The sequence below is a fragment of the Polaribacter sp. HA6-7 genome, from assembly GCF_055693625.1.
Genome location: NZ_CM146338.1, coordinates 1,535,148 through 1,555,695, shown reverse-complemented (window position 1 = coordinate 1,555,695; position 20,548 = coordinate 1,535,148). Strand labels below are relative to the sequence as shown.

Annotated in this window: 18 protein-coding genes and 7 pseudogenes; 24 read left to right on the top strand and 1 reads right to left on the bottom strand. The window is 28.5% G+C overall.

Annotated features, from left to right (window positions below; translation table 11 throughout):
• The first annotated feature begins 184 nt into the window (after positions 1-184).
• Both priA and mqo read left to right on the top strand, forming a co-directional pair.
• A pseudogene (gene priA, locus ACZ1HD_RS08590) lies at positions 185-2,625 on the top strand (replication restart helicase PriA).
• Between the two features lie 33 nt (positions 2,626-2,658).
• Positions 2,659-4,134: pseudogene (mqo, locus tag ACZ1HD_RS08585) on the top strand (malate dehydrogenase (quinone)).
• Here the strand turns inward: mqo and ACZ1HD_RS08580 are convergent.
• Positions 4,129-5,274 (bottom strand): NAD-dependent epimerase/dehydratase family protein, encoded by a 1,146-nt coding sequence (locus ACZ1HD_RS08580; protein ID WP_472689199.1) that lies wholly within the window; start codon positions 5,272-5,274, stop codon positions 4,129-4,131. The pseudogene mqo and the gene ACZ1HD_RS08580 sit on opposite strands and share 6 nt — an antisense overlap.
• 123 nt (positions 5,275-5,397) lie before the next feature.
• Here ACZ1HD_RS08580 and ACZ1HD_RS08575 point away from each other — a divergent pair.
• The 22 genes and pseudogenes from ACZ1HD_RS08575 (at position 5,398) to ACZ1HD_RS08470 (ending at position 20,452) form a co-directional block, all read left to right on the top strand.
• Positions 5,398-5,957, top strand: a pseudogene (locus tag ACZ1HD_RS08575) (RNA polymerase sigma factor).
• On the top strand, positions 5,944-6,351 hold the full coding sequence (locus ACZ1HD_RS08570; RefSeq protein ID WP_472689198.1) for a hypothetical protein: 408 nt from the start codon (positions 5,944-5,946) through the stop codon (positions 6,349-6,351). The pseudogene ACZ1HD_RS08575 and the gene ACZ1HD_RS08570 overlap by 14 nt, the downstream one beginning before the upstream one ends.
• A 100-nt stretch (positions 6,352-6,451) precedes the next feature.
• Positions 6,452-6,748, top strand: a complete 297-nt coding sequence (locus ACZ1HD_RS08565; protein ID WP_472689197.1) for a hypothetical protein — start codon at positions 6,452-6,454, stop codon at positions 6,746-6,748.
• A gap of 807 nt (positions 6,749-7,555) precedes the next feature.
• A complete protein-coding gene (locus ACZ1HD_RS08560) occupies positions 7,556-7,897 on the top strand; it encodes a hypothetical protein (protein ID WP_472689196.1) in 342 nt (113 codons plus the stop codon).
• Positions 7,898-8,112: 215 nt separating this feature from the next.
• A complete protein-coding gene (gene ald, locus ACZ1HD_RS08555) occupies positions 8,113-9,198 on the top strand; it encodes an alanine dehydrogenase (RefSeq protein ID WP_077809347.1) in 1,086 nt (361 codons plus the stop codon).
• Positions 9,199-9,305: 107 nt separating this feature from the next.
• A complete protein-coding gene (gene rpsF / locus ACZ1HD_RS08550; protein WP_077809346.1) occupies positions 9,306-9,647 on the top strand; it encodes a 30S ribosomal protein S6 in 342 nt (113 codons plus the stop codon).
• Between the two features lie 3 nt (positions 9,648-9,650).
• Positions 9,651-9,947: a 30S ribosomal protein S18 gene (rpsR, locus tag ACZ1HD_RS08545; RefSeq protein ID WP_077809345.1), complete on the top strand. Its 297-nt coding sequence runs from the start codon at positions 9,651-9,653 to the stop codon at positions 9,945-9,947.
• Between the two features lie 15 nt (positions 9,948-9,962).
• On the top strand, positions 9,963-10,409 hold the full coding sequence (gene rplI, locus ACZ1HD_RS08540; protein WP_079738883.1) for a 50S ribosomal protein L9: 447 nt from the start codon (positions 9,963-9,965) through the stop codon (positions 10,407-10,409).
• A gap of 96 nt (positions 10,410-10,505) precedes the next feature.
• Positions 10,506-13,629 (top strand): annotated as a pseudogene (locus ACZ1HD_RS08535) (TonB-dependent receptor).
• Between the two features lie 64 nt (positions 13,630-13,693).
• Positions 13,694-14,159, top strand: a pseudogene (locus ACZ1HD_RS08530) (DUF6495 family protein).
• Between the two features lie 126 nt (positions 14,160-14,285).
• A pseudogene (locus tag ACZ1HD_RS08525) lies at positions 14,286-14,722 on the top strand (response regulator).
• Positions 14,700-15,239, top strand: coding sequence for a heme NO-binding domain-containing protein (locus tag ACZ1HD_RS08520; protein WP_077809341.1), 540 nt, complete (start codon positions 14,700-14,702; stop codon positions 15,237-15,239). Before ACZ1HD_RS08525 ends, ACZ1HD_RS08520 begins: the two are co-directional and overlap by 23 nt.
• Positions 15,239-15,592 (top strand): PAS domain-containing protein, encoded by a 354-nt coding sequence (locus tag ACZ1HD_RS08515; RefSeq protein ID WP_472689195.1) that lies wholly within the window; start codon positions 15,239-15,241, stop codon positions 15,590-15,592. Before ACZ1HD_RS08520 ends, ACZ1HD_RS08515 begins: the two co-directional genes overlap by 1 nt.
• Complete coding sequence (locus ACZ1HD_RS08510; RefSeq protein ID WP_472689194.1) at positions 15,573-16,094, top strand: PAS domain-containing protein; 522 nt, start codon at positions 15,573-15,575, stop codon at positions 16,092-16,094. Before ACZ1HD_RS08515 ends, ACZ1HD_RS08510 begins: the two co-directional genes overlap by 20 nt.
• Positions 16,095-16,259: 165 nt before the next feature.
• Positions 16,260-16,466, top strand: a pseudogene (locus tag ACZ1HD_RS08505) (PAS domain S-box protein); the annotation flags it as partial.
• Between the two features lie 108 nt (positions 16,467-16,574).
• Entirely contained in the window at positions 16,575-17,210 is a 636-nt protein-coding gene (locus tag ACZ1HD_RS08500; protein ID WP_472689193.1) for a sensor histidine kinase, read from the top strand.
• A gap of 26 nt (positions 17,211-17,236) precedes the next feature.
• Positions 17,237-18,166 carry an FIST signal transduction protein gene (locus tag ACZ1HD_RS08495; RefSeq protein WP_472689313.1) on the top strand — a complete coding sequence of 310 codons (930 nt, stop codon included), beginning with the start codon at positions 17,237-17,239 and terminating at the stop codon, positions 18,164-18,166.
• 2 nt (positions 18,167-18,168) lie between these two features.
• Entirely contained in the window at positions 18,169-18,366 is a 198-nt protein-coding gene (locus ACZ1HD_RS08490; protein ID WP_472689312.1) for an FIST C-terminal domain-containing protein, read from the top strand.
• Positions 18,366-18,587 carry a hypothetical protein gene (locus ACZ1HD_RS08485; RefSeq protein ID WP_472689192.1) on the top strand — a complete coding sequence of 74 codons (222 nt, stop codon included), beginning with the start codon at positions 18,366-18,368 and terminating at the stop codon, positions 18,585-18,587. The genes ACZ1HD_RS08490 and ACZ1HD_RS08485 overlap by 1 nt, the downstream gene beginning before the upstream one ends.
• Positions 18,588-18,627: 40 nt before the next feature.
• Positions 18,628-19,407 carry a sensor histidine kinase gene (locus ACZ1HD_RS08480; RefSeq protein ID WP_472689191.1) on the top strand — a complete coding sequence of 260 codons (780 nt, stop codon included), beginning with the start codon at positions 18,628-18,630 and terminating at the stop codon, positions 19,405-19,407.
• A gap of 2 nt (positions 19,408-19,409) precedes the next feature.
• On the top strand, positions 19,410-19,727 hold the full coding sequence (locus ACZ1HD_RS08475; protein ID WP_472689190.1) for an Hpt domain-containing protein: 318 nt from the start codon (positions 19,410-19,412) through the stop codon (positions 19,725-19,727).
• 5 nt (positions 19,728-19,732) lie between these two features.
• Positions 19,733-20,452, top strand: a complete 720-nt coding sequence (locus ACZ1HD_RS08470; RefSeq protein ID WP_472689189.1) for a LytR/AlgR family response regulator transcription factor — start codon at positions 19,733-19,735, stop codon at positions 20,450-20,452.
• Positions 20,453-20,548 lie beyond the last annotated feature (96 nt).

The following is a 20,548-nucleotide window of genomic DNA, read 5'->3' as shown; positions in this document are numbered from 1 at the left end:
TTTCGCACTCGCTTTTTTTCGTAACTCAAAAAGAGCTCAAACAAACGCTACAATCAGGGCTAAACATATTAAACAGTAAAATTTAGAATTAAAAAAAGGAATTGCTTTCTTATTTTAGTTCTATTTTTTATTAGTTTTGATGCTATAGTAATAATTAAATTATAATTAGCGAATTCTAGATTCTATGCATTTTATAGACGTTATTTTACCAATTCCTATTCAGAAGACATTTATTTATTTGGTTACAGAAGATGAAGCCAATTTCTTACAAAAAGGTATGCGAGTAGCGGTATCTTTTGGTAAAACCAAAATGTATACAGGTTTGGTTTTTAATATTCATAACAATGCACCTACATTATATGAAGCTAAAGAAATTCATCAGATATTAGATGAAACACCAATTGTAAATGAGCTACAATTGCAACATTGGCAGTGGATTGCTAATTATTACATGTGCTCTTTGGGAGATGTATATAGAGCATCGCTACCATCGGCTTTTTTATTAGAAAGTGAAACAATACTTTTTAAAAACGAGGCTTTTACAGACGATACTATTTTAGCAGATGATGAGTTTTTAATTTTCGAAGCGCTACATCATCAATCTCAATTAACAATACATCAAGTAGTTGCTATTCTTGGTAAAAAGAAGGTAATGCCAATTGTAAATTCTTTAATAAAAAAATCTGCCATTTATGTTAAAGAAGAAATTTACGAGCAATATAAACCCAAATTAGTAAAATATGTACGATTAAATTCTACTTATAATTCAGATACTGCTTTAAACAAATTATTAGAAGATTTATCTAGAGCAAAAAAACAACGAGAAGCTGTTTTAATCTTCTTTCAATTAGCGACATCAAAAAAACCTATAAAATCTAAAGATTTAGAAACGTCTGCAAATGTTTCTTCATCAATATTAAAATCTTTAGTAGATAAAAATATCTTTGAGTTTTATCACATTCAAACTGATAGAGTTCAGTTTAAAGGAGATACAAACGATTTAAAAGTATTAAATGAGTTCCAATCGAAAGCACTTTTAGAAATAAAAGAAACTTTTAAAGATAAAGATGTTACACTTTTACATGGTGTTACAAGTTCTGGTAAAACAGAAGTTTATACAAAGCTAATTCAAGAAGTTTTAGATCAAGGCAAACAGGTTTTATTTTTATTACCAGAAATTGCATTGACAACACAAATTATAACACGTTTGCAATTTTATTTTGGCGAACAAATTTCTGTATTTCATTCTAAATATTCTATAAACGAAAGAGTAGAAGTATGGAATAATGTTTTAAATAACAAGCCTAAAGCAAGAATCGTTTTAGGTGCTAGATCCTCTGTTTTTTTACCTTTTTCTAATTTAGGATTGATTGTAGTAGATGAAGAACACGAAACTTCTTATAAACAATTCGAGCCTTCACCAAGATACAATGCAAGAGATGCAGCTATTGTTTTAGCTAAAATACATAAGGCAAAAATACTCTTAGGTTCTGCTACACCATCTTTAGAATCTTATTTTAATGCTACTCAAAATAAATATGGTTTTGTTTCTTTAAATAGACGCCATGGTAATGTACAATTGCCAAAAATAGAGCTTATAGACGTTAAGACAAAGCATAAGAAAAAAGAAATGACTGGGCATTTTTCTGATAGAATGCTTTTATTAATAAAAGAAGCTTTAGAAGAGAAAGAACAAGTTATTTTATTTCAAAATAGAAGAGGCTATTCGCCAGTTGTAGAATGTAAAACTTGTGGTGTTTCACCAGAATGTCCAAATTGCGATGTTACTTTAACATATCATAAATTCAAGCACGAATTAAGATGCCATTATTGTAATTACCAAAGAGCAATGCCAAATAGTTGTGGTGCTTGCGGTAGTAACACTTTAGACACAAAAGGTTTTGGTACAGAACAAATTGAAATAGAATTGAAAGAACTATTTCGAGACTATAAAATTGGTAGAATGGATTTAGACACAACACGTGGTAAATACGGTTATCAAAAAATAATAGGCGCTTTTGAAGCAAAAGAAATAGATATATTGGTTGGTACACAAATGCTTTCTAAAGGTTTAGATTTTGAAAACGTTTCTTTAGTCGGAATTTTAAATGCAGATACCATGTTGAATTTCCAGATTTTAGAGCACATGAGCGCGCTTACGATATGATGGTGCAAGTTTCCGGTAGAGCAGGTAGAAGTAAAAAACAAGGAAATGTAGCTATTCAAACCTACAACCCTTATCACCAAATATTACAACAAGTTTCTACTACAAGTTATACAGAAATGTATAAAGAACAATTGCAAGAACGTTGGCAATATAAATATCCGCCGTATTACAGACTTATAAAAATTACGATAAAACATAAAGATTATAACAAAGTAGATTCTGGTGTTAACTGGCTTTTTAAAGCATTGTACACTTCATTTGGCGAAAATGTTTTAGGACCAACGGCGCCCGCAGTTTCAAGAATAAGAAATCAATACATTAAAAATATTGTAATAAAGATTCCGCCGAAACAAAGTTTGGTAAATACTAAAAATCAGATTACAAAAATTAGAAATACCTTTGAAGCTGTAAAAGATTTTAGACCTATTCGGTTTATTATAGATGTTGATGCTTATTAGTAATTTAAAATATGTAAATTCTAAAAAAACTTTATGAAATTAAAAAAAGAATACGATTTAATATGTGTTGGTGGTGGAATTATGAGTGCTACTTTGGCATTAATTACTAAACTTTTAGATCCAAAGAAAGAAATTTTAATTTTAGAAAGGTTAGACAAAGTTGCTCAAGAAAGTTCTGCTGCATGGAATAATGCAGGTACTGGTCATTCTGCTTTGTGTGAATTAAATTATTGTCCGAGAAAATAAAGACGGATCAATCTCTATAAAAAAGGCCATCGATATTTGTTCGCAATACGAAACTTCAAAACAATTTTGGTCTTTTTTAACTAAAGAAGGTTTCTTAGAAAATCCAGAAGAATTTATTGCTTCAGTTAAACATCATAGTTGGGTTTTAGGTAAAGAAAATGCCGATTATTTAGATAAAAGATTTAAGGCTTTTAAAGAACATTTTATGTTCGATTCTATTGAATTTACAAGAGAAAAAGAAAAGATGAAGGAATGGTTTCCTTTAATTACAGAAAATAGAGATGAAAGTGAAGTAATGGCAGCCTCTAGAATTGATAGAGGAACAGAAATGAATTACGGAGTTTTAACAGAGAAACTATTTTCAATTTTAGAAAAAGAATTTGATACACCAGTGCATTGTAATATGGAAGTATTAGATATTGATCCTGATACAGATTTAGATTGGACTGTAGAAATAAAGAATTTAAAAACAAAAAAAATACATCAATTAGAAGCAGAACATGTTTTTATTGGAGCAGGAGGCGGCAGTTTATTATTACTACAGAAAGTAGAAATTGACGAGAAAGAAGGTTATGGAGGTTTTCCTGTAAGTGGAGAATGGCTGGTTTGTAAAAACGAAGAAATTATTAAGCAACATAATGCAAAAGTATATTCTAAAGCTGGTCTTGGAGATCCACCAATGTCTACACCACATTTAGATACGCGTTTTATTGATGGAAAACGTCAATTAATGTTTGGGCCTTTTGCTGGTTTTAGTCCTAAATTTTTAAAAGAAGGTTCTCATTTAGACTTGTTTAAGTCTATTCAGTTTGATAATATTCCTTCTATGTTTGGTGCTTTTTGGCACAATTTACCATTAACTCAATATTTAATAGAGCAAGTTTTAATGAGTAAAGAAGACAGAATGGATTCTTTACGAAGGTTTGTAAAAGATGCCAAAGATGAAGATTGGGAAGTTGTAAAAGCAGGACAAAGAGTTCAAATTATCAAAAAGGATGAATTTGAAGGCGGAAAATTACAATTTGGCACAGAAGTAATTTCTAGTAAAGATGGAAGTATTACGTGTTTGTTAGGTGCTTCACCAGGAGCATCAACAGCAACTTCTATAATGTTAGAAGTAATCGAAAAAGCGTTTCCGAATTGATGAATTCATCCGAAGGAAAAGAAAAATTAAAACAAATGGTACCTTTTTATAAAACAGAAATTACCAAAGAATTGTTTGATAAAGAATTAGAAAAGAGTAAGATTTCTTTGAAATTATAATTTTGATATATTTTTCCAATCTGCAATAATTTCTTTTTCCTTAACTAAAACAGAATCTTCTTTTTGCTCAAATTTTGCACGTCTTTCATCCGTTAAATTATCAGAATACCACCAATTGTGCGTTTCTTTTATAGATGTTTTTGTGTCTCTAAATGTCAAACCATTTTTTATAGCTAAAGTATTACTAACTCTTGCAGAACCATAATTGTATTCATCAACAGGAATCCATGGTACTAAAGATAATACGTTATGTTTTTTAAGAAAATCATAATCATCAATTTGTACTATAGTAGATTCCGCATTAAAAGTATGCTGAGTTTTGGTAACAAAATCTAGCATGGTTTCTTTATCAGAAGGACCAACAACATTGTAAGTTCCTGCAGATTTTTGTTCGGCTAAACGAATTGTAAATTCTGCAACATCTCTCACATCAATATATTGTACAGGGTCATCTGTTTTACCAGGAACTAAAATTTCGCCACCTTTTGCCAATCGAACAGGCCAATGCATAAATCTATCTGTTTTATCACCAGGACCAAACATGTAAGTTGGTCTTACAATTATAGAACGCTCTTTACCAAAAGCTTTTATGGTTTCTTGTTCAGAATTAGCTTTCATAACTCCATACCAATATTCCATTTTTAGCATTTCGTCTTCAATAACTTCGGGTTCTTTTAAAAGAACTTTTTGGTCTTCTTTAATATCTGCAGTTTTATAAGGGAAATAAACTCCTGTAGATGATGTATACACATAAACACCACAATTATCTTTTAATAATTGAGCTGTTTTTTGAGTCCATTTAGCTTTTTTACCGTAATTATCAATAACAATATCCCACTTTTTGTTTTCTAAAGCAGATAAATTATTCTCTCTATCACCAATTAAATGTTCAACTTTATCAAAAACTTCTTTATTTACGTTTGGTTTAGTTTTTCCTCTTGTAAAAATAGAAACTTTATGACCTCTTTCTAAAGCATATTTAATTTGATGTGGACCTAAAAAACTTGTTCCGCCTAGAATTAATATTGATAATTTATTTTTATCAATAGAACTACAAGAGAGCAAACTACTACTTAACAAAGGAATACTTGCACTTAATAAAACACTATTTTTAATAAATTTTCTTCTAGAATTACTCATATTTTACTACTGATTTTGATAACTTTAGCTAATATAATTAAATAATTATATTTTTTTAGGCAACCATTTTAAAACATTTGTAGTCTATATATTTGTAAGGCAGTTAAAACAGAAAAAAGAGGCTTGAAAATTATAACATTGCATAACAAACAAAAATCGTTAATTAAAAAAGCGATTGATAACAACAGAGAAGCTCAAAAACAATTGTTCGAGCAACATTCTCCTAAAATGTTGGGTGTTTGTAGGCAATATGTAAAAGATATGCATCATGCAGAAGACTTAATGTTGCAAGGTTTTTTAAAAGTTTTTACCAACTTATATAAATTTAAACATGAAGGTAGTTTTGAAGGTTGGATTCGAAGAATAATGGTGAATACGTGCATTTCTTATCTCAGAAAAAAGAACCTTGTAGATGTATCTGATGAAGATTTTGTGTTTAACGATGCAGCAACAGAAAGTTTAGAAAATACTTCGGTAGAAGATATTCAGAAATTAATAGACAAATTACCGAAGGTTATAAAATGGTATTTAATTTATTTGCTATCGAAGGATATAAACACTCTGAAATTGCAAAAAAATTAGATATTTCAGAAAACACATCAAAATCGCAATTATTTAAAGCACGTAAATTATTGCAAGAAAATTATAAAAAAATGAATAAAGTAATTCATGAAAACAAATAAGTTAGACAATAGCGTAAAAGAAAAGTTTGCAAATAGAACTTTAGAACCATCGGTTTCGGCTTGGGAACGTTTATCTACAAAATTAGATGAAGAACCAAAGCAAAAAAAGAAAGGTTGGTTTTTTTATATAGGTTATGCTGCAAGTATTATCGTAATAATTTCGATAGGATTTTTTATTTTTTCTGATGAAGACATCATCATTAAAAACGATACAATTATTGTAGAAGAAGTTATAGATACTGTAAATATTATTAAAAATATAGAAGAACATTTTAATGAAGTTTCAGTAGAAAAAGCAATTGTAAAAAACGAAAAATCTATACCGAAAAAACCAAAAAGATTGATAATAGCAATCGTATCAAAACAAATAATAGTACTAAAATTGTTCAGTTAAATATTAAAAAAATAAAGAGAAAGCATCATCATTAGTAGATAAAATAACAAGAACAACAAATAATGTAGTTGCAAAAAATGAAGTAAACCCTAGTTCTGATTTGAACAAAGATAAATTTAGTATTACCGTAAATGCAGATGACTTGTTAAAATCTGTATCTACAAAAAGTAAAAAAGTAGAAGCGTATTACGCAAATAATAATATTAGTGAAGAAGAACTTTTAAAAGCGATTAAATCTGAGCTCATAAAATCTGATTTAAAAGTGAATCCAGAAACTATATTGGCAGAAGTAGAGCGAAGTATTAATGATGATGTTTTTGAAAATAATTTTTTAAAATCTTTAAAGAAAAAATATCTAACATTGCTACTGCAATTGCTAGTCGAAACAATTAAATAAAAAAACAAACCTGATAAAACAATTTATAATGAAAAAAATTACAATCATATTCCTCTTAATGTTGTCGATAACAACATTTGGTCAAGAAAAAGAACTTTTGAAAAAGAAGTAAGAAAAATATCAAAAAAGATAGAAGAAATTACAAAAAATCAAAAAGATTCTTTAAAAGTAAAAGTTATTGCAATTGATAAAAGATTAGAAAAAGGAGAAATTACAAAAGAAACAGCAGATAATTTAAAGAAAGATGTTGCTAAGTATCATGCTAAACAAATAGAAGAACAAGTTAGTAAACAAGAACAATTATTACAGGTACTTGTTCAAGAAAAAACAAATGGAAAAATTATTAGTGCAGACGATAGCGATTTAAATGAAGAAGATGTAAACACTTTTAAAGTAGGTAACAAAACTTTTCGTTTTTCAATAAACACCAAAGATGTTAATGACGAGAATGATTTAGATAGAGAAAGAAAAGAGAGAAGATGGCGAAGAGACGGAAAAAATAATAGAAGAACTACAAGCCAATTTGTATTTGCTTTAGGTGTAAACAATGTTTTAGAAGATCATAAATTTAGTTCTTTAAGCGATTCTGAATATAAATTTTGGCAATCTCATTTTTATGAAATTGGTTTTACATGGAAAACAAGATTAACAAAAGAAGCTTCGCAAGTATACTTTAAATATGGTCTTTCTTTTCTTTGGAATAACTTAAGGTTAGATAACAATCAATCTCATATTAAAAACGGAGATAGAACAGATATTGTAGTATTTCCTAATAATTTAATCGAAAGTAGGCTAAGACATGTTCAAATGAATATTCCTATGCATTTCGAATGGGATTTTTCTAAAAACAAAAAATATAAAGATGGTTTTGTTTATGATAGAACAAACAGAGGTTTAAGAGCAGGTTTAGGTGGTTTTGTTGGTGTTAAATTAGGTACCGGACAATACTTAGAATATGAAGATGATAGAAATGTTAAAGTGCAAGAAATTCAGTTTAACAATTATAACATGAATACAGTAAACTACGGATTAAGTGCTTATGTTGGTTATAAATCTACAAGTTTGTATTTAAAATACGATTTAAATCCATTATTTAAAGACACTGAAACAAGAAATATTTCTATGGGACTTCGTTTAGATTTAAACTAAGAAATCATAAAAATTATAATTGATAATAAAAAAGTCAGCTCATTTGAGCTGACTTTTTTATTGATTTAGGGAATTATTAAAGATTAATTATTAAAATTTAATTATTAAGAGCCTTAATTAGTAATCTCATAAAAATTATACAATATCAAATTTTGTTTCAAATATCAAAAAAATCAAACTAAATTTACTCGCTTAAAATATCTAAATTAAGCAAAATGATAGTTGGAATTCCTAAAGAAATTAAGAACAACGAAAGTAGAGTAGGTATGACACCTGCAGGTGTTTTTGAACTTACAAAAAGAAATCATTCAGTTTTTGTGCAATCTACAGCAGGAGAAGGAAGTGGTTTTTTTGATAAAGATTATCTAGAAGTTGGTGCTACAGTTCTAGAAACCATAGAAGAAGTTTACAGTAAAAGTGAAATGATTGTAAAGGTTAAAGAACCAATTGCATCAGAATATCCTTTAATTAAAGAAAACCAAATAGTATTTACTTATTTTCATTTTGCATCTAGCGAACCGTTAACACTTGCTATGATCAAAAGCAAAGCAATTTGTATAGCTTATGAAACTGTAGAAGATAATGACGGTACATTACCACTTTTAACACCAATGTCTGAAGTTGCCGGAAGAATGGCAATACAACAAGGTGCTAAATATTTAGAAAAACCAATTAAAGGACGTGGTATTTTATTAGGAGGAGTTCCGGGTGTAAAACCTGGTAAGGTTTTAATTTTAGGTGCAGGAGTTGTTGGTGTGCAAGCTGCAAAAATGGCTGCAGGTTTAGGTGCTCATGTAACTATTATGGATATCAACATGAAAAGACTACGTTACGTAAATGATGTATTACCTAATCATGTCACTACCGCTTTTTCTAGTGAATATAGTATTAGACAATTAATTAAAACCCATGATTTAATTGTTGGTGGTGTTTTAGTTAAAGGAGGTAAAGCGCCTAAATTAATTACCAAAGATATGCTAAAAGAAATGAGACCAGGTACCGTTATTGTAGACGTTGCAGTAGATCAAGGTGGTTGTTTTGAAACTACAAAAGCTACAACACATGAAGATCCTACATATATTATTGATGATGTTGTACATTATTGTGTAGCAAATATGCCAGGTGCTGTACCTTACACATCTACAATGGCATTAACAAACGTAACTTTACCATTTGTTCTAAACCTAGCTAATAAAGGTTGGGAAAAAGCATGCGAAGAAGATCAAAACTTATCTAAAGGATTAAGTATTGTAAAAGGAGACGTTGTTTATAAAGAAATAAACGAAGCTTTTAATCTTTAAAATTATCTTAAAAAAGATTGTAAATAAACATTTCAATATTATTAGTGCTAATAATTAAAAAGTTACTATATTTGCACCCTTAAAAATAAACAATAAATATTTAATTTATGAATCATTACGAAACTGTTTTCATTTTGAATCCCGTTTTATCTGATACTCAGATAAAGGAAACAGTACAAAAGTTTAATGACTATTTGGTTTCTAGAGGTGCCGAAATGATTTCTAAAGAAGATTGGGGCTTAAAAAAATTAGCGTATCCAATCCAAAAAAAGAAAAGTGGTTTTTATCACTTATTCGAGTACAAAGTAGCTGGAGAAGAAATTGCTGCATTTGAGTTAGAATTTAGAAGAGATGATAGCGTTATGCGTTACCTTTCTGTTAAATTAGACAAACATGCTGCAGCTTGGGCAAAAGTTAGAACTGAACGTGTTAAATCTAGTAAAAAATAAGAAATGGCATCAATAGAACAACAAGCAAAAGGTGGTAAATCTGCTGACGTTAGATATTTAACGCCATTAGATATAGATACAAAAAAAGAAGCAAAATACTGTAGATTTAAAAAGAAAGGTATCAAGTATATCGATTATAAAGATGCAGATTTCTTAATGTATTTAGTAAATGAACAAGGTAAAATTTTACCAAGACGTTTAACAGGAACTTCATTAAAGTATCAACGTAAAGTTGCACAAGCAATAAAAAGAGCGCGTCATTTAGCGTTAATGCCTTACGTTGGAGATTTGTTAAAATAATAAAGAAGTAGAGACATGGAATTGATATTAAGACAAGACGTAGAAAATTTAGGATTTAAAGATGATGTTGTATCTGTGAAAAACGGTTACGGTAGAAACTTTTTAATCCCTACAGGACAAGCAGTTTTAGCTACTTCATCTGCAAAGAAAGTTTTAGCAGAGAATTTAAAACAAAGAGCTTTTAAAGAAGCTAAATTAGTTGAAGATGCAAATGCAATTGCAGAAACAATTAAAGGATATGAAATTAAGATTGCATCTAAAGTTGGATCTGGAGACAAATTATTTGGTTCTGTAAACAACATAGATTTAGCTGCAGCATTAGCTAAAGCTGGTACAGATATTGATAAGAAATTTATCAAAGTTACTGGTGGTAATGTTAAAAGATTAGGAAAATACGAAGCTGCTGTAAGATTACACAGAGCAGTTGTTGCTGATATTACTTTTGAAGTAGTAGCAGAGTAACTAAAATGTTAACATATTGTTAAAAAAAGCATCTACTTTATAAGTAGATGCTTTTTATTTGTTTTATTTTTGAGATGTAAACTCAAATTATACAAAATGAAGCAAAAATTTATTTTAGTGCTTTCTTTATTTTTATTTGCAGTAATTAGCGTAAACGCTCAAGTTACTTCATCAAAGATTAAAGGAATTGTAACAGATGTTACAGGAGAACCATTATTTGGTGCATCCATTTCGGTATTACATGTACCAACAGGAACTTTAACTGGTACAACCGCTCAAGACAATGGTAGGTATACAGTATTAAATTTAAGAGTAGGTGGTCCTTACAAAATAACATTTAGTTATTTAGGATTTAAAACTCAAGAAGTTAATGACGTATTTTTACTACTTGGAAAAACTACTAACATCGATGGTAAGTTAGCAGAAGAAGGGCAATCATTAGATGAAATAGTAATTTCTTCATCAAAAAACAAAACTTTTAATAGCGATAGAACGGGTGCACAAACAAGTGTTTCTGCTATGCAATTAAAAACATTACCTACAATTTCTAGATCTACTGCAGATTTTACACGTTTAGAGCCTTCGGCTAGTGGAAATTCTTTTGGTGGTAGAAATGATCAGTTTAATAACTTCTCTTTAGACGGAGCAATTTTTAACAATCCATTCGGATTAGATGCGCCAACTCCAGGAGGACAAACAGGTGCACAACCAATTTCTTTAGATGCAATTGATCAAGTTTCTGTATCAACAGCGCCTTACGATGTAACATTATCTCGGTTTTACAGGAGCTTCTGTAAATGCAGTAACTAAAAGTGGTACAAACGAATTTACAGGTACTGTTTATGGTTTTTATAGAAATGAAGATTTAACGGGTAGTAAAGTCAATGGTCAAGATATTTTTGTGCCGGAATTAACTCAAAATCAATACGGAGTTAGTATTGGTGGACCAATAGTAAAAAATAAATTATTCTTTTTTGCAAATTTTGAAAAAGATGAACGTGTAGATTTAGGACAAAATTGGTTACCAAATAGAGGTTCTGGTTTAATAAATGAATCTAGAGTTTTAGAGCAAGATTTAATCAATGTTAAAAACGCTCTTGCTGGTATTGGTTATGATACTGGTAGTTACGAAGGTTTTACACACGATACAGAATCTACGAAAGGTATTTTTAAATTAGATTGGAATGTAAATGAAAACAATAGAGTTGCTTTTATTTATAATTTCTTAAATGCCTCTAAAGATAAACCTGCGCATCCAACTGCAATTAACAGACGTGGGCAGATTTTAACACTTTACAATTTCAAAACTCAGGATATAGAATTAATAATAAATTAAATTCTTTTCAATTTGAATTGAATTCTAATTTAACAGAAAATACTACAAATAAGTTACAATTAGGATATTCTCATTTTGAAGATTCAAGAGATCCTTTTTCTGCTCCAGCACCAGTAATCAATATTTATAAAAATGGTTCGCCATATATTATAGCTGGTCATGAACCTTTTTCTATTAACAATAGATTAGATCAAAAAGTATTTCAATTAACAAATAATATGAACTTTTTTCAAGGAGATCATACTTATACAGTTGGTTTTTCTTTCGAAAAATTTATGTTTAAAAACTCGTTTAACTTAAAAGGTTATGGTTTTGATGTTTTTGGAAATGTTGATATTAATAATTTTGATGCAAATAATTACGCCAATGCATTGGCAAATGCTCAGACTACTTTTAATACTAAAAATAATTTAGGTGAAGGAGTAGATGGTGGATGGAATTTAGCTGAAATGAATTTTGGCCAATTAGCTTTTTATGTTCAAGATGAATGGGAAGTTAATAACAATTTTAAACTTACATACGGTATAAGATTTGATAAACCTTTATTCTTTAATACATCAGAATTAGCTCAAAAATTTATAGATACAGAAAATTCAGAATGGTTTGTACCAGGAATAGAATATACAGATCCAGAGACAGGAAATCCTTACGTATTTGATTCTACAGAAATGCCGTCTAACCAATGGTTAATTTCGCCAAGAGTTGGTTTTAACTGGGATGCTAAAGGAGATTCTAGTTTACAAATTAGAGGTGGAACAGGATTATTTACAGGTCGTTTACCGTTTGTATGGATTGGAAACCAAGTAAGTGGTTCTGACGTATTCTTTTATCAAGTTGTAGATCCAGATTTTAAATTTCCACAAGTTTGGAGAACAAATATTGGTATTGATAAACGTTTAGAAAACGGAGTAGTTTTAACTACAGATGTTTCTTACACGAAAGACATTAACGGTGTTCATGTACAAAATTGGGGATTAAAAACACCTTCGGCACTTTAAGTGGTGTAGATAATAGACCTGTTTATTTAGCAGGAGATCATGCAACTTCTTTCTTAGGAAATGCTAACGCATATACTTTAACTAACTCAAACAAAGGTAGAATTTGGAATGCTTCTTTTAAAGCTCAAAAAACTTTTGATAATGGTTTGTATACAACTATTGCTTATAATTATTTAAATGCTAAAGATGTAAACTCTATCGAAGCAGAAATTACAGGTGATGCATTTGCATTTAATCCAGCATTAAATAATGTAAACGACGAGCAGTTAAGTTATTCTAAATATGGTGATACACATCGTATAGTTGGTGTTGCTAGTAAAAAGTGGACTTACGGAAATGACAAATGGTCTACTACTTTATCTGCATTTTTTGAATATGCACAAGGTGGAAGATTTAACTACACATATGGTGGAGACATTAACGGAGACGGTGCAGCCGGAAACGATTTAATTTACATTCCAACAACTAGTGAAGTTACACAAATGCAATTCTCGGAGCAGGACAAGCTACTGCTTTCGAAAACTACATTCAGCAAGATGATTACTTAAACGGTAGAAGAGGAGAATATGCAGAAAGATACGGAGCCTTGGCACCTTGGAGAGGAAAATGGGATATCAAATTATTACAAGATTTAAACATAAACGTTGGTAATGGTAAAACAAATACTGTTCAGTTTAGTGTAGATATTTTAAACTTTGGTAATCTATTAAACTCTAAATGGGGTTTAATTCAGCAACCAAACAGTGTACAACCAATTGGTGTTAGTTTTGATAATGCTGGTGACCCAGTTTATACTTTTGATGAAAATCAACAAACAACTTTTGGTTACTCATCTTCATTATTATCAAGATGGCAAGCTCAAATTGGTTTACGTTATATTTTCTAAATCAATTAAGAATTAAGATATTTGAACCGCCCAATTATGGGCGGTTTTTTTTATATATAATATTATGAAATATAGACAACTTACTAAAGAACAGTTTGAAAGTTTACATGAAGAATTTGCTAGATTTTTAGCTTCGCAAAGTATAGATGTTAAAGAATGGAATCAAATTAAGGAAGAAAAACCAAAAATTGCAGAAGAAGAAATGAATGTTTTTTCTGATATTGTATGGGATGATGTTTTAACAAAAACGAAGTTTGTAGAACATTATTCTAAAACAGCTGTAAACCTTTTTAAATGTGATGAAAAAAATTAAAAGAATTGCCATAAAAATAAATTGGGACATTAATTTACTAGAGCAAGAAGGTTTTGAGTGGTTAATGAAAAATCCTTTAGACAATTCTGTAGATATTTTTACTGGAGATAAAGAATACAATACAGAGAGAAATAGCGAAATATTTGATTTAATTGAAAAAGGAGGATCTATATCTAGAGGAGAAATTTTCAACTATTTTGAGCAAATTATCGCTTAATAAAATTTTATTACCATTCATCTATACTTTTTTGTATATTGTCTACAGATAAATCTGTTTGGCCTACTATAAAAGTTAACAACTCTTTATTAGATTATTTTTGTCTAAAATCAAGGTAAATTAATCATGGGTAAACAAATTAATATACTGTTAATAGAGGATAATTTAATCGAAATAATGAAAATGAAAAGAACTATTTCATTATTAGAATTAACACACAATATTACAGTAGCAAAAAACGGAGAAGAGGCATTAGAAATTTTAGAAGATAAAAGTAAATTTCCTGATTTAATTTTATTAGATTTAAACATGCCAAAATTAAGTGGAATAGAATTTCTTACAATTCTAAAAGGTAATGATGAAATTAAACATATTCCTACAGTAATTTTAACGACTTCAGACAATCAAAAAGATTTAGAAGAATGTTATAGTATAGGGGTTTCGGATATATGCTAAAACCCTTAAAATATGACGATTACGTTAAAAAAATAGAAACTGTATTAAATTATTGGAGCGTTAATGAATTAAAAAATATTAGTTATGAAAGGTATTGTTTTCACTGAATTCTTAGATTTAGTTGAAGAAAAGTTTGGTATTGAAATGGTTGATAAGATTATTTCGCAGTCAACATTAGAATCAGAAGGTATTTATACGTCTATTGGTACGTATAGTTTTTCTGAAATGTTACAACTACTAAAACACTTAAGTGAAAACACTAATATATCTATTGATAACTTATTGTTAGTTTACGCAGAACACTTTTTTAGTGTTATAGAAAATAGTTACCCTGGTTTACTAGCAACCTACAAAGATCCCATAGAAATGATTTCTTCAATAGAAGATCATATTCATATAGAAGTTAGAAAAATTTACCCGGATGCAGAGCTCCCTACTTTTATAGTAGAAGAAAAAACTGAAGATTCTTTAGTTTTAATTTATAAATCTAGTAGAGCTATGCATCATTTTGGTCTTGGTTTAATGAATAAAACTTTCGAACACTTTAATTCTACAGCAAATATTGTTTTAGAAAAAATAAAGGAAGATGGTACGGTAGTTAAATTTCTTATTAATAAAAATTAATGAGTCAAGAAAAAATTGACATATTAGAAAGAGCTCTCAAAAGAGAGAAATCTGCAAGAAAAGCAGCAGAAAAAATTCTAGAAGATAAATCTAGAGATTTATATTTTGTATCTGAAAAGTTAAAAGATACTAACACAAAATTAGAAACATTATTAGATGAAAAATCTATACAATTAGAGGGTGTTTTCGAAAATATTGTAGACGCATTTGTTGTAATGGATCTCAGTGGAAAAGTTGTCAAATTTAATGAACCTGCAATACATCTTTTTGGTTATGATATTAATAATGAAACCTTAAACGTTAAAGATTTAGTTTATAAAGAAGATATGGAATATGCAATATCTTCTTTTTGATTTACTAACCAAAGGTTTTTTTAAGAATTATCAATCTAGGATTTACACAAAATCTAAGCAAATAAAATGGGTTCAGATTAATGCTAGTATCATCTATAATAAAGAAAAACAACCTATTGGTGCACAAGGTATTGTAAGAGATATTACAGAGAAAAGAGCTGCAGATGAAAAATTATTAGAGTCTAAAAATAGACTATCTGCTTTAGTTTTAAATTTAAATAGTGGAATTATTTTAGAAGATGAAAACAGAAAAATCTCTCTAACAAATAATAAATTTTGTCAACTATTTAAAATTGATGAGAGTCCAGAAGATTTGTATGGTAAAAACAGTGATTGGGCTTTAGATGAAATAAAAACACTCTTTAAAAAGCCTGATGAATTTGAAAACCGAATTATTGAAATAGTTTCTAACAAAACTGCAGTTTTTGGAGATCATTTAGAATTGAAGGATGGAACAGTTTTAGAAAGAAATTATATGCCAATTATAGTTTCGGAAATCTAAATGGTTTTTTATGGACATTTAGAGACATTACTTTAGAGAAAAATTATAGTTTAAGTTTAGAAGCTCAAAAAGCAAAGTATAGCAATATAATTGCTAACATGAATCTAGGTTTAATAGAGATAAATACAGATAATGAAATTTTGATGGTAAATCAAAGTTTTGTAGATATGTCTCGGTTATTCAAAAGAAGAATTAATAGGTCAAAAAGGTAATATTTATTTTCCTTTAACTGATGTAGATACAGAAAAGTTAAAAGAAAAAAGAAAGAAAAGACTTAAAGGAGAATCTGATTCTTATGAACTTAAAGTTAAAACAAAATCTGGTGAAACTAGACATTGGCTAGTAAGTGGTGCCCCTAATTATAATCTTTCTGGTGAAATTGTAGGTTCTATAGGTATCAACTTAGATATTACAGAATTTAAAAAATTAGAACTTCAAAAAGAAAAAATATTAAAAGAGTTAGAAAAAAGAAATGAAGAGTTGCATGAGTATGCACATATTGTTTCGCATGATTTAAAATCTCCGCTAAGAAGTATAGACGCTCTGGTTTCTTGGATTAAAACAGATAATGAAGGGAAATTTGATGAAATGACACTCGAAAATTTCAATCTAATTAATACTACATTAGAAACAATGGAAAAATTAATTTCTAATGTTTTAGAATATTCTAGTGCTGGTTCTAATACTTCTTCTCCCGATGACGTAGATTTAAATGTTACATTATCCGATTTAAAGAGCTTTTTATATGTACCAGAAAACATTTCTATTAACGTTGTTAATACTTTACCAGTTATAAAAGGAGATAAAACTAAATTTCAGCAATTATTCCAAAATTTTATTAGTAATGCAATTAAATTTTGTGATAAAGAAGTAGGTTTAGTAGAAGTTGGGTACGAAGATAAAAACACCTTCCATCAATTTTTCATAAGAGATAATGGTATTGGTATAGAAAAAAAGTATCACGAAAAAATTTTTCAGGTATTTCACTCATTAAATAAAAGAAAAGATTCTACAGGAATTGGTTTATCAATCGTAAAAAAAATAATCGATCTACACGAAGGTGATATTTGGCTAGAAAGTGAACCAAATGTAGGCACAACTTTTTCTTCACACTAAAAAAGAACTAAAATGAAAACGGTACAATTAAAAAAAATAAAAATTCTAATTGGAAATATTTATCAGAAAATATTAGTTTAAAAAAACCCTTAGTACTTGTTTTCGGTAATCGTTTTTTATTAGAAGATGAAAATATTTACCAAGAAGTTAAAGAAATGTTTACTGATGGACATATTGTATTTGGTTCTTCTTGTGGTGATATTTCTTCTGATGCAATCGATGAAGAAACAATTACAATTACAGCTATAGAATTTGAAAAAAGTACTTTTGAAATAAAAACTGCCAATGTAAATGAAAACAAAATTGATGATCATTACGACAGTTTTAAAGCTGGTAAAGATTTAATTAGTAAGTTTAACACAAAGAATTTAAAGTATATTTTTGTGGTTTCTGAAGGTAGTTTTTTAAACGGAAGTCAATTTACTAATGGTATGAACGCCGCTACAGATGATAATCTTTTAATTACTGGTGCTTTGTGTGGTGATGATGCAAGATTTGAAAAAACAGTATCTTCTTATAATGAGAACCCTAAACAGGGTGAATTGGTAGCAATTGGTTTATATGGCGAATCATTAGAAGTTTCATTTTCTATTAATGGTGGTTGGACGCCTTTTGGCCCTGAAAGAATAGTAACAAAATCTAAAGGGAATATTTTATATGAGTTAGATAATTTACCAGCGTTAGATCTTTATAAAAAATATTTAGGTGATAAATCTAAAGAATTGCCAAGTGCAGCCTTGTTATATCCTTTAAATGTTAAGTCTGAAAAAGAAAAAAATTCTATCGTAAGAACTATTATTAATATTAATGAAGATGATAATTCGATGATTTTAGCAGGTGACATTATTGAAAATTCAAAAGTTCAATTAATGATGACCAATGTAGATAATATCGTAAATGCTGCAGAAAAAGCCGCTATCAGTGCATCACAAATTAGAAAAAACAAGCCGAATTAGCTATTCTGGTAAGTTGTATTGGTAGAAAATTAGTATTAGATCAAAGAGTAGAAGAAGAGGTTGAAGAAGTTATAGAAATTGTAGGTGAAACTACTACTGTAACCGGATTATATTCATACGGAGAAATTGCTCCTTTTATTGGTGAAAGTAATTGTCAATTGCACAATCAAACAATGACTATTACTTTAATCAGCGAATAATGAATCCTCTTTTAAAAAGACAAATCAGAAAATACTTACCTAAAGAACTTCGTGAAAGTGAAGATTTAGATGCATTCTTAGATGCTATAAATAAATCATACAAAACATCCGAAGAGCAGTTTGTAATGTTGCAAAGAGCTACAACAATTAGCTCTGAAGAACTATTTAATGTTAATAGTAAACTAAAAGAAGAAACTAATTCTCAAAAAAGTTATCAATAAATTAGAAGGTGTAATAGATCAATTACAATCTTATAATTTATTGGGAGATAGACCAGAAGAAACAACAGATTCGTTAACGCTTGTAGATTTTATTGATAATCAAACTAAAGAAATAATACGAATTAATAATCAAAAAGACGCACTCTTAAAAGATTTAGAATTACAAAATCAAGAGTTGAACGATTATGCCCAAATGGTATCGCATGATTTAAAATCCCCATTACAAAGTATAGAGACAATGGCCACTTGGTTGCAAGAAGATTATAAAGAAGCATTAGAACCATACGGAATAGAAAATTTAAAAATTATAAGAGAAAACGTATTAAAAATGGATAATTTAGTACGTGGTATTTTAGAGTACTCTACCATTAGAAGAATGGAAGGAGAATTTTATAAAGTTAATTTAAATGAAATTCTAAAAAAGTTGATTGGTCAACTAAAAATATCTGATTCTATTAAAATAACCGTTCCTAATAATTTACCTACAGTTTACGGTGACAAATTTAGATTAGAAAAATTATTCTATAATTTGCTAGATAATGCAATAAAATATAACGATAAAGAAGAAAAAATTATAAAAATTGGCTTTGAAGAAAATGAAAATTATTTTAATTTCTATGTAAAAGATAACGGACTTGGTATTAAAGAACGTTATTTTGATAAAGTTTTTGAGACATTTCAAAAATTAGATCATGAAAACAACTCTACAGGATTAGGATTACCAATTGTAAAAAAAATTATAGATATTTACAACGGTAAAATATGGATAGAATCTATTGAAGATAAAGAAACTACATTTTATTTTACATTAAAGAAATAAATATGGAAAAACCGAATTTAGATTATATAAATCAACTAGCAAGAGGAGATGAATCTATTAAGAAAGAACTTATAGATGTAATCAAAACTGAGTTTCCTGAAGAGCAAAAAGACTACTATGAAAGTGTAAAAATAGGTGAGTTCAAAAAAATTGAAGAAAATGTGCACCGAGTTAAACATAAAATTAGTATTTTGGGACTTGAGAAAAGTTACGAAATTGCTAATAAATTCGAACACAATCTTCGAGAATTAAATTTTAATGGTCAAGAAGACTTCGAAAAAATAATTGTAGCAATTTCTGAATATATAGAAACTCTATAATTTTTATGAATTGTATTATTATTGATGATGAAAAAATGGCTAGAACCATTTTAAAAACTTTATGCAATGAAGTTAAAGAATTAAATGTTCTAGAAGATTTTCCGAATGCTTTACAAGCAATCAAATATTTAAATGAAAATGCTGTAGATTTAATATTCTTAGATATTCATATGCCTGATTTTAATGGTTTAGATTTTATCAAAAGCATTAAAAATCCTCCCAAAATAATACTTACAACTTCAGATCCTCAATTTGCTATCGAAGCTTTTGAATATGATTTTATTATAGATTATTTACTAAAACCATTAGAGTTAGAACGTTTTAAAAAATCGATAGATAAAGCTAATAAAAAGGTTTTAACTACTTCATTACCTACATCAGAAAACAACCCAAAATCTTCTAATAATGAGATTGATAATGACTTTTATGTAAATATTGATAGAAGATTAATTAAAATAGATTTACCTAGTATTTATTTAATAGAAGCAAAGGGAGATTACATTAAAATTAAAACTGAAAATAAAGATTATACTGTACATTCTACATTAAAGAAAATAGAAGAAAAATTACTAGATTCTCTATTCCTTAAAATTCATAGATCTTATATAATCAATATTAAAAAGATAATAGATATTGAAGATAATAGTGTTTTAATTAAGAAAGATGTGGTACCTGTTAGTAGGTCTAAAAGACCTGAATTGATGAAAAGGTTAGATTTATTGTAATCTTTTATCTAAACTAAACTGATATTTGGTCTATAGTTTAGTTGTAAATAGCGAATAAAGTATATCAAATTTACCTTTATTACTATTTTTGTGGTA